This is a genomic window from Mycetocola sp. Y444, assembly GCF_059445295.1.
This window is the reverse complement of record NZ_JCAIUB010000003.1, coordinates 510,909-525,091: the sequence shown is the minus strand read 5'-3', so window position 1 is coordinate 525,091 and position 14,183 is coordinate 510,909. Positions and strand designations below refer to the sequence as shown.

At 66.8% G+C, this 14,183-nt stretch carries 10 protein-coding genes; 7 read left to right on the top strand and 3 right to left on the bottom strand.

Features of this window, described 5'->3' with window-relative positions:
• The first annotated feature begins 64 nt into the window (after nt 1-64).
• The 3 genes from AC1C2M_RS13985 to AC1C2M_RS13975 all read left to right on the top strand — a co-directional run bounded on the left by AC1C2M_RS13985 (nt 65) and on the right by AC1C2M_RS13975 (nt 3,557).
• Nucleotides 65-799: a histidine phosphatase family protein gene (locus AC1C2M_RS13985; protein WP_495437186.1), complete on the top strand. Its 735-nt coding sequence runs from the start codon at nt 65-67 to the stop codon at nt 797-799.
• Nucleotides 783-1,682: an NAD(P)H-hydrate dehydratase gene (locus tag AC1C2M_RS13980; protein WP_495437185.1), complete on the top strand. Its 900-nt coding sequence runs from the start codon at nt 783-785 to the stop codon at nt 1,680-1,682. Before AC1C2M_RS13985 ends, AC1C2M_RS13980 begins: the two co-directional genes overlap by 17 nt.
• A 363-nt stretch (nt 1,683-2,045) precedes the next feature.
• Nucleotides 2,046-3,557, top strand: a complete 1,512-nt coding sequence (locus tag AC1C2M_RS13975) for a DHA2 family efflux MFS transporter permease subunit (protein WP_495437183.1) — start codon at nt 2,046-2,048, stop codon at nt 3,555-3,557.
• A gap of 115 nt (nt 3,558-3,672) precedes the next feature.
• On the opposite strand, the gene AC1C2M_RS13970 is transcribed toward AC1C2M_RS13975, so the two are convergent.
• Nucleotides 3,673-4,239, bottom strand: a complete 567-nt coding sequence (locus AC1C2M_RS13970) for a dihydrofolate reductase family protein (protein WP_495437181.1) — start codon at nt 4,237-4,239, stop codon at nt 3,673-3,675.
• An 84-nt stretch (nt 4,240-4,323) separates the two neighbouring features.
• Between AC1C2M_RS13970 and AC1C2M_RS13965 the strand changes: the two genes are divergently transcribed.
• Nucleotides 4,324-4,608, top strand: coding sequence for a GNAT family N-acetyltransferase (locus tag AC1C2M_RS13965; RefSeq protein WP_495437180.1), 285 nt, complete (start codon nt 4,324-4,326; stop codon nt 4,606-4,608).
• 133 nt (nt 4,609-4,741) lie between these two features.
• Here AC1C2M_RS13965 and AC1C2M_RS13960 read toward each other — a convergent pair whose 3' ends face one another.
• Nucleotides 4,742-8,323: a TM0106 family RecB-like putative nuclease gene (locus AC1C2M_RS13960; protein ID WP_495437178.1), complete on the bottom strand. Its 3,582-nt coding sequence runs from the start codon at nt 8,321-8,323 to the stop codon at nt 4,742-4,744.
• 24 nt (nt 8,324-8,347) lie between these two features.
• Nucleotides 8,348-9,295: a Ppx/GppA phosphatase family protein gene (locus AC1C2M_RS13955; RefSeq protein WP_495437177.1), complete on the bottom strand. Its 948-nt coding sequence runs from the start codon at nt 9,293-9,295 to the stop codon at nt 8,348-8,350.
• 262 nt (nt 9,296-9,557) lie between these two features.
• Here AC1C2M_RS13955 and AC1C2M_RS13950 point away from each other — a divergent pair, with 262 nt between their 5' ends.
• From AC1C2M_RS13950 to AC1C2M_RS13940, 3 genes are all read left to right on the top strand, one after another.
• The gene (locus AC1C2M_RS13950; RefSeq protein ID WP_495437175.1) at nt 9,558-10,178 is read left to right on the top strand and encodes a class I SAM-dependent methyltransferase; all 621 of its coding nucleotides are present in this window, start codon (nt 9,558-9,560) and stop codon (nt 10,176-10,178) included.
• Between the two features lie 62 nt (nt 10,179-10,240).
• A complete protein-coding gene (locus tag AC1C2M_RS13945; protein ID WP_483406238.1) occupies nt 10,241-10,402 on the top strand; it encodes a hypothetical protein in 162 nt (53 codons plus the stop codon).
• Nucleotides 10,403-10,598: 196 nt separating this feature from the next.
• On the top strand, nt 10,599-14,105 hold the full coding sequence (locus AC1C2M_RS13940) for a DEAD/DEAH box helicase (protein ID WP_495437174.1): 3,507 nt from the start codon (nt 10,599-10,601) through the stop codon (nt 14,103-14,105).
• Nucleotides 14,106-14,183: the final 78 nt, after the last annotated feature.

Here is a 14,183-nt window from a genome sequence, read left to right as displayed (position 1 = left end):
TTGATGAAATCAAGCCCCCCGCGCTACTTGTGCCTGTGGGTGGTGGCTGTCCTAGTCTTGCGGCATGACTGCAACCCAACTGTGGCTCGTGCGGCACGGCGAGAGCACGGCGAACGTGATCGCGACCGAGGCTCAGCGGGCGGGACTCGAGGCGATAGCGGTTGAACACCGGGATGCCGATGTTCCGCTGTCGGCTGCCGGTATCCAGCAGGCAGAGGCGCTCGGTTCGTGGCTCCGAGCGGCGGAGGGCACACCTCAGTCCGTGTGGAGTTCGCCATACCTTCGCGCGCAGCAGACCATCGCCATCGCGATCGAGGAGTCGGGGCGGCCGCTGCCCATCCTCGTCGACGAGCGGCTGCGGGACCGTGAACTCGGGATCCTCGACGCGCTCACTGCGCACGGCGTCGACGTCCGGCTGCCTGACGAGGCCGCGCGGCGACGCTGGCTCGGCAAGTTCTACTACCGCCCACCCGGAGGCGAGTCGTGGACGGATGTCGTGCTGCGGGTACGTTCCTTCCTGCGCGACCTCGATTCGTCGAGCGACGGCGGCCCGGTGCTCATCGCCGCCCATGACGCCGTCGTGATGGTGTTTCTCTACGTCTGCCTCGGCTGGTCCGAGCGGGAACTCCTCGAGTTCGCCTCGACCCACACCGTGCTCAACGCCTCGGTCACCCTGCTGTCCAGGGAAGCGGGCGACGCGCGATGGACACTCGATGTGTTTTCACACGACGACCACCTGGAGGCGCTCGGCGCCCCGGTAACCCGACACGGAGGAGACAGCAATGTCCAGCCCATCTGAATCGACGGATGCCGCCACGCCGGCTGGTGAGGTCGTGGTCACCCCGAACCTTCTCCGCGACTGGGCATTGCCCGACGCCGGGGAGTCCAAGTACGGCCGCGGCACAGTGCTCGTTGTCGGGGGCGCCAGGCGCTCCCCCGGTGCGACGATGCTCTCCGGGATGGCGGCGCTCCGGGTCGGCGCTGGGCGACTGACCCTCGCGATCGCCGACTCGGTGGCCTCGGCCGTCGCGGTTGCCGTGCCCGAGTGCGGAATCGTCCCGCTCCCCGAAACCGACGGCACCGTCTCCGGTGAGGGTATCGCGACAGCGGAGCACGACCTCGAAACCTCTGACGCTGTGCTCGTCGGACCCGGCCTCGACGATCCTGACCAGCTCGAGGTGATGCTCAACGCGCTTCCGCCCCTGGTGGGCGACGAGACCGTCGTGGTGCTCGACGCGTTCGCGCTCGGCGTCCTCCCCCGCGTTCCCGACGTCGTCAGTGCGCTCGCCGGTCGGCTCGTGCTGACGCCGAACAAGGAGGAAGCCGCGCGGTTGCTCGAACGGGACCTCAGCGACGACCTCGCCGCCGACATCGCGGAGATCGCCGAGCGATACGGCGCGGTTGTCACCTGCTACGACGCGATTGCGCACCCGGACGGCCGAATCTGGCGCACGGGAAGCGGAGGCGGCGGTCTCGCCACCTCCGGAAGCGGCGATGTCCTCGCCGGCGCGATCGTCGGGCTGTGCGCCCGGGGCGCTTCGCTCGAGCAGGCTGCGGTGTGGGCGACCCACGCCCACGCCGCCGCTGGTGACCGGCTCGCCGTGCAGGTGGGTCCGCTCGGATTCCTCGCGCGGGAGCTGCTCGACGAGTTGCCGCGGGTGCTCGTCGAGATCAACGGGTAGTCGCGCCGCGCGCGCTGTTGTCCGGGTCCGCCCCGCCACGGCATCCGCTCTACCCCGCTTTCCTTGCTCGGCCACAAACGGTCGTTCGCGCGTTGCTCGGCCACAAATGGCGGGAGTTTTCGCGAAACCTCGACCATTTCTGGCTGAGCACGGATGCCCGAGGCGCCGAACAGCCATTTGTGACCGAGCACGGGGCACGGGAGATTTCGGTCGACGGAAAATTGTTCCGCGAGTCGGGAATAGCTCAGCGTTCCCTGTCGTTGCGGCTACGGCGACGTCGATCAGGCGTTCGCATCGCACTCTGGCCCCCACGGTCCTGAAAGCTCGTCGAGCCTCGCGCCCGACCCCCAAGATTGGACCCTCGTGAACGAACGTGCCCCTCTCCTCGATGGCTCGGTAGCGTCATCCGCTGCCCCCATCACTCCTGACCACACCGCCCGTAACCGGCGCGTGATCTGGTTGCTGCTCGCCGCGACCTTCGTCGTGATCCTCAACGAGACGATCATGGGCGTCGCGATCAACGAGCTGATGCTCGATCTCGACATCGACGCCCGCGCTGCCCAGTGGCTCACGACGGCGTTCCTGCTCACCATGGCGATCGTCATCCCGATCACCGGGTTCCTGCTGCAGCGCTTTCACACGCGACCGATCTTCATCACAGCGATGAGCCTCTTCTCGGTCGGGACTCTCCTCGCCGCTCTCTCCCCCAACTTCGAGGTACTGCTCGGCGCACGCGTCGTGCAGGCGTCGGGTACCGCGATCATGATTCCGCTCCTCATGACGACGATCATGACGCTCATCCCGGTTGCCCAGCGCGGCCGCATGATGGGAAGCGTCTCCATCGTCATCTCGGTGGCACCCGCCATCGGCCCGACGGTGTCCGGCATGATTCTCAACGCCCTGACCTGGCGTTGGATGTTCTGGATCGTCCTGCCCATCGCTCTCGTCATGCTCGTCATCGGCATCAAGCGGGTTGAGAACGTGTCGGAGCCCGAGCGCGTTCCGCTCGACGTGTTGTCGGTGCTCCTCTCGGCCTTCGGTTTCGGCGGCCTCATTTATGGCCTCAGCCGGATCGGCGAAAGCGCCCCCGCAGACGCCACAGCGGCGGAGCAGGCCACGGCGACAATGCCGATGTGGATCGCCCTCGGTATCGGCGTTCTCGGCCTCGCCTCGTTCGTCTGGCGACAGCTGCGCCTGCAGCGCACCGACAACGCGCTGCTCGACCTGCGCACCTTCCGCTCAGCGAACTTCAGCGTCTCGCTCCTCGTGATGGTCGTCAGCATGGCCGCGCTGTTCGGCACGATCATCCTGCTGCCCATCTACATGCAGCAGGTCCTCGGACTCGAACCGGTCGAGACCGGCCTGATGCTCCTGCCCGGCGGGCTCCTGATGGGACTCCTCGCACCGTTCGTCGGCCGCCTCTACGACAGGGTCGGTCCCAAGCCGCTCCTCATCCCCGGCACGATCGTCGTGAGCGTCGCACTGTGGGCACTCGCCATGGTCGGTGAATCGACATCCCCCATGTACCTGCTCGGCGCTCACCTCGTGCTGAGCCTCGGGCTCGCGTTCCTGTTCACGCCGCTGTTCACCTCAGCGCTCGGTTCGGTGAACCCGCACCTCTACTCACACGCCTCCGCGACAGTCAGCACCGTGCAGCAGGTCGCCGGCGCCGCCGGGACCGCCCTGTTCATCACCCTGATGTCGACAACGACGGCAGCTCTCGCGAGCGACGGAGCATCGGATGTCGCGGCTGCGGCGGGCGGTGTGCAGTCGGCTTTCATGGTCGGCGCGATCATCTCGCTGCTCGCCATCGTCGGAGCGATCTTCGTGAAGAAGCCAGCTGACGTGCCCGAGGGTATGCCGGTCGGGCACTGATCCTCCAGCGATCAACAGCACTCAACAACAGCACTCAACGGCGAAGGGCCGGTCAGGATTCTGACCGGCCCTTCGCTGTGTCATTACCGACGTGTCACCGCGGTGTCGATCCAGGTCACGCCCCCGCTCGCAGCACCCGATAGGTTGCCTGGGTGAAGCCAGCGCCGAGCTCGCGCGTCGCGGTCAGTTCGAGCGCCACATCGCTCTCGAGCGGACCGAACAGCGGGATCCCGCTTCCGATGAGTACCGGCGCAACGCTGATCGTGATCTCATCCAGCAGCCCCGCACGCAGGAACGTCGACACGGTCTTACCCCCGTCGACGTAGATTCTCGTGATTCCCTCCCGCGCGAGCGTCTCGAGCACATCGTCGAGCGACCGGTGCACCGTGGCGTCCGGCCACTCGGTGCTCTCAAGTGACGTGCTCAGGATGAGGAGCCGCTTGCCCGCGTACGGGTACTCCTCAAACTCCTTGACCACGTCGTGCGTACCTCGGCCCATCACCAGCGCACCGACCGAGGCAAAGAAGTCGTCGTACCCGGTATCCCCGAGCGTTTCACCACGACCGACCAGCCAGTCAAGACCGCCGTCAGTGCGCGCGATGAAACCGTCAACGCTCGTTGCAAGAAAAGCGGATGCCGTCAGGCCACTGTCCTTGTGGTTGCCGTTGTTCGTTGCGTTCATGCCGACACGCTACTCGCAGCATCCGACTCCCGAAAGTGGCTTCACCCCGCCCTCGCGGTCAGGCTCCGGGATTACTCTTAACGGATGCCATCCACCCTCGCCCACGAACCCGACGCGAACCGGTACACACTGCGGATCGGCGACGAGCTGGTGTGCGTCGCCGACTACTCGACGCGTCCCGGCGCCATCTATTTCACCCACACGTACACAACCCCGGCACGCCGCGGCAATGGCTACGCGGCCGAACTCATCGATTTCGCGATGAAGGACATCGAGTCGCGGTCACACGACCGGGTGGTTCCGGTCTGCTCGTTCGTTGTTGACTGGTTCTCAGATCACCCGGAGCGCCGCGGGCTTCTGTCGCGCTGACGCCGAGCCCCGGACTTTACCCGCGCGTCGGCACCGATTCGCGCTCGGCCGCCGGCCGTGCTTCCGACTCCGGTAACGGGTCCGCCCTGACTGCGGCTCAGACCGTGACTGAGCTTTAGACCGTGACTGGGCCTTAGACCGTGACTGCGATCTCGGACTCCACCCGCGGCTCCAATCCTGATTGCGAACCGAGCTCATGCTCCGACTCCGCCAGGGTGATGAACGCGCTGAGTTCCGCGACCTCCTTCGCGGTGACGGGGAGGTAGTCGGTGAGGGCGGGCGAGTACACGAGCCAGGCCGCCCACTTCGCCCGAGAGATAGCGACATTGAGCCGGTTCTTGAGGATGAGAAAGCCCATCCCCCTCGGCACATCCGCGGCACTGGACGCGGCCAGCGTCATGATCGCGACGGCGGCTTCCTGGCCCTGGAATTTGTCGACGGTGCCGACTCGAACGTCGCCGAACCCCGCCTCAGCGAGTGCCTCCCGGACCTCGGCCACCTGTGCGTTGTACGGCGAGACCACGATGACGTCGTCCTGCTCGAGCGGGCCGGCAGGGCGCGCCTCGGTGGGATCCGTCCACGTCCGGCCGATGACGGAGCGCACAATCTCGACCACACGATTCGCTTCTTCTCGCGAGGATGTGGCGTTTCCGGAGTGTTCGACCCGCTCCACGTGGAGTCCGGGTTCGACGCCCTCGAGCCGTCGCGTCGAGGCGACCTCGTGAGCCCGCAATTCTCCCTCGTAGGACAGCCTCGACACCGGTGCCGTGACGGCGGGGTGCATGCGCCTCGACTCCGCGAGGAAGTAACCGAGTTCGGGCGGCAGCACGTCGTGTCCGTCGCTCACCCAGCCGAGTGCGGAGGTGTCGATGGGTTCGGGATGGAGCCCCTGGCTCACCTGCGGCAGTTGCTGCGGGTCACCGAGGAGAAGGAGATTGCGTGCCGCGACACTCGCGGCGATGGTGAACGCGAGCGAATACTGACCGGCTTCATCGATGACCAGCAGATCGAGCGAGTGCCGGGGGAACCGCGCCTTGTTGCTGAAGTCCCAGGCCGTCCCGCCGAGGACGAACCCGCTCTCCTCGCGCTCGGCGGCAAACATCAGCTGTCCGTTCGACTCCAGCGGGGTGTACGCAACGTCTGTGGCATCCGCACCGCTCTTCTGCACCTTGCCGACGAGACCGCCGCCAAGGCCAGCTTTGACGACCGCGGTGAGCAGGTTCTCCACAACCGCGTGTGACTGCGCGACGACGCCAATCTTCCAGCCGTGGTCGTTCACGAGCGCGGTAATCACGTGCGCGCCGAGGTAGGTCTTGCCGGTGCCGGGCGGACCCTGGACGGCAAGGTAAGAGGCATCAAGATCGAGCAGGGATGCCGTCACGGCGTCGATACGCTCACCCGTGACCGGCGCCAGGCGGCCGGTTCCTGTGCGGGGAGCTGTGCGGCGCAGAATGTCGACGACCGGGTCTTTCGGCCACTGGGGCTGGGCGTCGACGATGGCCTGCGCCCACTCTTCGATCGCCGGCTTTTGCTGCCCTGCAGGGGGCGGGGCCCCCGGGGTCAGCGCGATGGGAACGGCGTCGTACGGTTCGACGCCCGCGGGCGTCGTCTCTTCGACGAGCGCGCCGCGGTCGTCGACCTCGAGCACGCGAACGGCCCTGGGCACACGTGCCCCTGGATCGCCGACCTTGGCGTCGAACGGGCGACCCTCGTACTCGTAAACGATGTACGGACCCGCCGATTCGCCGGGTTTGACGCTGCTGCCGGGGCCCCACTGCCCGGTGAGCCTCAACCAGCGGCGATCGTTCTTCTGCCTGCCCTCACGGAACCAGGGTTTCTCGACGCTGACACCGCCCGGGGCAACGATGAGGACATCGCGGGTGTCTGCCCAGTCACGGACATCCTGGACGAGCCGGGCAAAGTGTCCCCACCAGAAGCTCTTCTGCTCACGCTGGTGGTAGTCGAGTGCTGCAGCGGCGAACGCGGCGGCGGTCTCGTCTGCGCTGCGCCCGGCGGCAAGCCGGTCGCCGGCGAGGCCGAGCAGCGCGTAGCGCAGGGGCGACGGCTCAACATCAGGAACGGAGTCTTTCGCTTCGTGCAGGGTTCCGGGAAGGATGCCGTTCTCGCGGGCACGCTCGATCAGCCAGTTGCGCAGGCGAACCGTCGAGACACAGTCGTACCGGTTGTAGTCGGCGATCTCGTCGAGCTTCTTCTGACCGGCCACGGCGTCGCCGGTCGCGATCAGGTGCTGCGCGTCGGCGTACTCGGTGATCGAATCAGCGGCGTTGGTGACGCCATCCTGGTTGCGGATCTCGTCGCCCATGTAGAGCGGCTCGAGCTTTTTGATCGAGTACGACCTCGACCCGACGCGAATGCTCTTCTTGACCATGGGGTACAGGTCGACGAGCACATTCTCCCGCAACAGCGCGTCAACCTCTTCTTCGCCGACGCCGTGCCGAGCCGCGATCGACGAAAGATGCGTCCGCTCGTATGAGGCGTAGTGGTAGATATGCAGATTCGGGAATGTCCGACGGCGCTCGGCGACGAAGTCGAGGAACTGCCTCAATGCGACGCGTTCCTCGGCGAAGCTGTGGGCCCAGAATGCCGTGAAGTTCTCGTCGTTGTCGACGAGGCCGAACAGGTAGTCGAGCCCCCAGGAGTGACCGTCGCCCTCGGTGTACAGCGGGTCGCCCTCGAAGTCGAAGTAAATGTCACCGGCATCCGGTTGCGGCAGCGCCGCGAGCGCCTCGGGGTGGAACACGCGAACGGGTGGCGGGCTGTGATCCTCGGGGCTCGACGGTCCGTGCAGCTGAAGGTCGGCCTGCAGTTTGAGGCCGGCGAGGGTCGAGTCGCCAATTCCGTCGATGCTCGTGCCGGAATATGCTGCGAGCTGTTCGATCGTCGTGATCCCGGCATCCGTCAATCGCGCACGCTGGGTGACACGCATCCCGGCAACGAGGAGAACATCGCGGCTGGCCTGAATCTCCAGTTCGCAGGTCTCGCAGCGACCGCAGATCGAATAGCGGTCATCACGCCATGCCACAGCGACCGTGTCGGCGAGACGCTCGGCGATGATGCCGGCGAGCCGCTGCTTGCGCTTGCGGTACACCGGCAGGATGTCGCTGACCCTGTGCTCGCTCGTGGTGCCGTTGCCCAGCAGGAGTTCGACGGTGTCTGCCGCCGCCACCCCGCGATTTTCGAGCTGTTCGACGTACGCGGCCAGCTGCAGCAGCGCCGTGACCTTCGCGGACCTGGCCAGCTTGGTGTCTTGCACGAGATACCTGCCGTCGGGCCTCCGCACGATGAAGTCTGCGAAGCCGACGAAGGTACCGTCGAAGAAGGTGGCCTGGAAGACCACGTCAGCCTCACTGGCGAATGCCCGATCGGTGGCGGCGACAGCGGTCTCGAGGGCGTCGCGGGTCATCTTGTCTGGCCGCTTGATCTCCGCGACTCCGTCGCCGAACTCGGCGCGATAGGTATCGAGCACCCTCGCCTCGTGTTCGTCTCCGAGCCGGCCGGTGCGGGCCAGCATGGCGTCGGCTTTCTCATCGACCTTCTCGGCGCGGCCGAGCTTCGCATCGAGCTTGCGGAGGAACGCGAATTCACACTTCGACGCCGCTGTGAGGTCGCTGGCGCTGGTGACTAGTGAGTCGTCGAGGAAGAACACGTACCCTCCGATGGTCGGTGCTTTGAGGCTAGCGGCAGCGACCGACATCGGGCTGGGCGACGTCCACTCCGGCTACTCCAGTGCGAGGGCCACTCCGTCGAGGATGTCGTGCTCGCTCGTGAGCACATCGGTCAGCGGATGCCCGCTGGCTTCCGTGAGATCCCTCACCCAGCGAAGCACCTCGGCCCAGATCACCGCGCCAGCCGGAAGAACATCCACCCGACCCTCGACCAGGTACGGCAGAGCAGCGCGTTGTTGCCGCGGCATCCGCACCAGCTCGTCACACGCGGAAAGCATGGCATCGAGGGGCAGCCGCGTCCCGTTGATCGCCACCGGGTCATAGCCGGGCAGGCGAAGCGCGTGCGCCGTGATCGTCGTGACGGTTCCCGCGACACCGAGAACCACGGATGCCGCCGCCAGGTCGACGACGCGACCCGCCTCCTCGAGGGCGGAGCGCACGTCGGCGGCGAGCGCGTCCCTCTCCGCATCAGATATGGGGTCGCCGGGCGAATGCCGCTCGGTGAGCCGCACGGACCCGACCTCCATCGACACCGCGGACACCGGGTGCGAATCGCCGAGGACCAGTTCGGTCGAGCCGCCACCGAGGTCGACGACGAGACGCATGCCCTCGTCGCGGTCGGCCGGTGCGAGGGCACTGAGCGCGCCGGTGAACGACAGTTCGGCCTCCTCGCGACCGTCGATGACCTCGGGTTCCACCCCGAGGATCTCGCGAACCGGGCCCAGGAAATCGTCGCGATTGGCGGCATCCCGGGTCGCACTCGTCGCAACGAATCGCAGCCGCTCAACCCCGTGCTCGCGGCACAGCTCGGCATAGTGGCGGGTGACGGCGAGGGTGCGGTCGAGGGCGTCGGCGGCGAACCGGCCGGTCCGGTCGACGCACTGGCCGAGCCGCACGATTTCCAGGGTCCTGACCACGTCGGTCAGGTGCCCCCGCTCAACATCGGCGATGAGCAGGCGGATCGAGTTGGTTCCGCAGTCGATGGCGGCGACTCGGGTCATGGGCGGCTCCCTGGGGTGGATCGGGTGGGGCTGGGTTTACGGAGTTGGGTGGGCGACGGGACGGGTTCGGGTGGGCAGCGGACGGGTGGATCGGGCGGGCGACACGGTGGCCCGCTCGCTAAGCGCTGCAGCTCCATGCCCGCGCTACAGAAGTATCTGCAGCCCACGCATGGAACTGTAGCGCTCGACGAGAGCGCGAGCACGGGCACCCGGCCCGCACTCCAGCGCGCACCCAGCACCGCGCGATTAGGCTGAGCGGGCCATGACCACAGCACACGACCAGGATGCACTCGACGACCAGACCCGCCGTCTCGTCGGCGCGCTTCACGGCCGCGTGCTCGAGATCGGCGCAGGCAACGGCGAGAACTTCGACATCCTTCCCAGCGGGATCGACTGGGTCGGCCTCGAACCGAACCCCAAACGGCTCGACGAACTCGCCTATGAGGCCGACCGCAACGGCCACAGTGCACCGCCCCTGAACACGAAGGCCGAGAACATCCCCCTCCCGGATGCCAGCGTCGACGCCGTTCTCGGAACCCTCGTCCTGTGCTCGGTCGCCGACACCGATCGCGTGCTCGACGAGGTCGAGCGGGTGCTCAAGCCCGGCGGCTCCTTCATTTTCGTCGAGCACGTCGGAGCGCCGCCCCGTACCTGGCGCCGCGCCGCCCAGCGGATCGCCGCCCCATTCATGAAGCTCGCCGCCGGCGGATGCGACCCTGTCCGCGACACCGAATCCCGGATCCGCGCCTCCCACCTCGCCCTGACGGAGATCGAGCACTACGACCTGCCCGGCACGCTCGGCGTCAGCGTGCCGTTCATCGCCGGCCGCGCCGTCAAACCGGTCGAGTCGGTCACACCGTCAGAGTCCGCGCAACCCGTATAGCACTCGAACCCCGCCGGAGTCTCGCCCTTCCACTGGAGCTTTCCGGCGGTTAGCGTTGGGTCATGACTGATCACGAGAACGCCAAGTCCGACGACCTCTCCACCGCGAACTCGGAGGAGTCCCCCAGCCAGCCAGCCGAGAACCTGCCTGACGGCTCGGGTTCGGACAACCCGAACAAGGGCGACACCGACCGCGACACGGTTTCGGGTGGCCCCGCAGACTAACTGCGCTCGCGCCCTCACGCGCAACCACCGACGAACGGATGCCGCCCGCGATCACCGCTGGCGGCATCCGTTTGTCTGCCCCCGGTTCTCCGCCCCCAACCGAGGTCGATCGGCACCGATACAGCCCTCAGCGAACGGATGCCGCCCGCGCGGCTCCACGCGGCTGCCTGTCAGTGGCGCGTGAGAACATTGAGGTATGACGTCGACCGCAACTCCCCTGGTCGATGTGACCGACATCATCCGGCTCGTCGGCAACTCGGCGTTCAACCGAGCGGCTGTCTATGCCCGCAACGGCGCCGTTCTCAAGGTCAACTGGAACTCAGACACGAGCCGCCTGACCGGCACCGTCCAGGGCACAGACTTTGAGCCGTACCTCTGCAAGGTCAACCTGGCCGCCGGAAGCAAGAGCTACAGTCGTCCCACATCGAGCACCTGCACCTGCCCGCTCGGCGGTGCGTGCAAGCACGTGGCCGCGACCCTGCTCGCGAGCAACGCCGCCCGGGTGAAGCAGCTCAACGCCGGCTCGGCCGCGAGCGCACGCACCAGTGACGACGAGTGGGCCGACGAAGCGCCGTCGGTCGAAGACAGCTGGCTCGAACGGCAGATGCGCGAAGCCGACGAGTGGGCCGGCATCGAACACCGCCCGCTGCGACCTGCGGTGAAAGAGCCATCCGGTCCGCCGCAGCCCGCGTGGAAAACCGCGGTGAGTGCCCTGACCGGCGACGCGACGGCATCCGCCCCACTCACTCACACGATGATGGGCCTGCAGTTCGAGCTCCGCGAGCAGACGCCGCGCACCCAGCACCGGTGGAACGGCCCCACCGCCAAGACGGCGAAGTCGACGAGCGAAATCAGCGAGTACCGGCTCGGTGTTCGCCCCGTTATCCGCAACGGTAAGGGCAACTGGGTCCGTACCAACGTGGGCTGGAACACTTTCAGCTATCAGGTCAACCGGCTGGGTCTTCAGCCCGACCAGCACCGCTGGTTCGGCCAGTTCTCGGCGCTGCACCGCGCCACCCGCGAGGTGTACGTGGGCGGACAGGAACTCGACTGGCTCTACCTCGACGATTTCCACAGCCCGCTTCTCTGGACCCTGCTCGCCGAGGGCAGGCGCCTCGGCATCGAGATGCTCGGTGCCAAGAAGGATGCAACGGTCACGATCGGCAGCGAAGCGAGCGTCACTCTCGACGCACGCACCGACAGCGACGACCTCCGCCTCGAGACCACCCTCATCATCGATGGCGTCGAGTACCCGGCCTCGGACGCCGGCAGCATCGGCAACCACGGCGTCTACAGCTACGCCCTCGAACCCGTGCCGTCGTTCACCCTCGCGCCGACGAAGTCCCCGCTGACCGACGAGCAACGCCGCCTCATCGGCAAGCCGTCCACCGTCATCGTCCCCGCCGACGACATCGGCGAGTTCCTCACCGAGTTCTACCCGAAACTCCGGCGATCCATCGCGATCACCTCCTCCGACGAGACGGTCGTGCTGCCCGAGGTCGAGCCGCCGACGCTCGTGCTGACCGCCACCTTCGGCGCGAAGCACACGCTCTCACTCGACTGGGGCTGGGAGTACGCCGAAGGAAGTTCGGTCAGACGGATGCCGCTGGCCGCGTCCCCGTCCGACGCAAGCCTCCGCGATACCGAGACCGAGCTCGCCGTTGCACAGACCGCCATGCGGATCCTGCGGCCGGCCCCGCTCGCTCCGGTTGCCCTGCAGGGTCTCGACGCCGCCGAGTTCACCGACAAGGTGCTGCCGCAGATCGAAGCGGCTGACGGCATCCGCGTCGACGTCATCGGTGAACGCCCCGACTACCGCGAACTGACCGAGACCCCGAAGCTCAAGGTCACCACCGTCGAGACCGACCAGCGCGACTGGTTCGACCTCGGCGTCGTGATCACCATCGACGGCCAGAACATTCCGTTCGGCCCGCTGTTCAAGGCGCTGTCGAAGGGCCAGAAGAAGCTCCTGCTCGTCGACAACAGCTACCTCTCGCTTGAGCAGCCCGAGTTCCAGCAGCTGCACGACCTCATCGAAGAGGCCCGCTCGCTGGCCGAGTGGGACACCGGCCTCAGGATCAGCCGCTACCAGTCGAGCCTCTGGGACGACCTCGAAGACCTCGCAGACGAGAGCGAACAGGCCGCGAGCTGGCGGGCATCCGTTACCGGGCTTCGCGAGCTCACGAGCGTCGAGCAGACGCCGCTGCCCGCCGGCCTCCAGGCGAACCTCCGGCCGTACCAGCACGACGGTTTCAACTGGCTCGCGTTCCTCTGGAAACACCAGCTCGGCGGCGTCCTCGCCGACGACATGGGCCTCGGTAAGACGCTGCAGGCGCTCGCGCTCATCGCGCACGCCAAGGAGACGGCACAGCCTGGCACGCATCGGCCGTTCCTCGTCGTCGCACCGACGAGCGTCGTCTCCAACTGGCAGCTCGAGGCCAAGCGGTTCGCTCCAGACCTCAAGGTCGTGGTCGTGACGTCGACTCGGGCGAAACGGCCCCGCGCCGCCCAGATCGCCGACGCCGACATCGTCATCACGTCGTATACGCTGATGCGGCTCGATTTCGACGAGTACCTCGACCGCGAGTGGGCCGGGCTGATCTTCGACGAGGCCCAGTTCCTCAAGAACCGCACGTCGCGCGTGCACCAGGCCGCTCGCGACCTCCGCGCTCCGTTCAAACTCGCCATCACCGGAACCCCGATGGAGAACAACCTCCTCGAGCTCTGGTCGCTGTTCGCGATCGTTGCACCCGGCCTGTTCCCCTCGGCGAAGAAATTCACCGATGCATACGCGAAGCCCATCGAAAAGGGATCGAACGACGAACTTCTCCCCCGCCTGCGCCGTCGCATCCGCCCGCTGATGATGCGCCGGACGAAGGAACTCGTCGCGAACGACCTGCCAGCGAAGCAGGAGCAGGTGCTCGCGATCGACCTCAACCCGAAGCACAGGAAGCTTTACGACACGTTCCTGCAGCGTGAACGGCAGAAGCTGCTCGGCCTGCTCGGTGACATGGACAAGAACCGGTTCATCGTGTTCCGCTCGCTGACGCTGCTGCGGATGCTGTCGCTCGACGCCTCGCTCGTCGACGAGCAGTACTCGAACGTGCCGTCGTCGAAGCTCGACGCGCTGTTCGAGCATCTCGAAGACGTCGTCGCAGAGGGTCACCGCGCGCTCATCTTCAGCCAGTTCACGTCGTTCCTGCAGAAGGCGGCGGCCCGGCTCGACGAGCAGGGCATCCCGTATGCGTACCTCGACGGTTCGACGACGAAGCGAGCGGATGTCATCGCGAGCTTCAAGGAAGGCGAGGCACCGGTCTTCCTCATCAGCCTCAAGGCCGGCGGGTTCGGGCTCAACCTCACCGAGGCCGACTACGTGTTCCTGCTCGACCCGTGGTGGAACCCCGCGAGCGAGGCCCAGGCCGTCGACCGCACGCACCGGATCGGGCAGACCAAGAACGTCATGGTCTACCGGATGGTCGCGAACGGCACCATCGAGGAGAAGGTGATGAAGCTCAAGGAGCAGAAGGCCAAGCTGTTCAGTTCGGTGATGGACGACGACGCCGTCTTCAGCTCTGCGCTCACGGCCGACGACATCCGTGGTCTGCTCGAAGAGCCTGAGGAGCCGACGGCGATAGAGAGGGCCGCCGAAGAGTTCGCCGTTGTCGAGGCCGAGCGGCGCTCCCGCTGGGTCTCCGTCGAGTAGCGGTCGACTGCACCCCTCGGTTACGCCGTCGACTGCACTCGGCTTGGCCGGCGATTCGGCCGACGGTTACCGTACCCC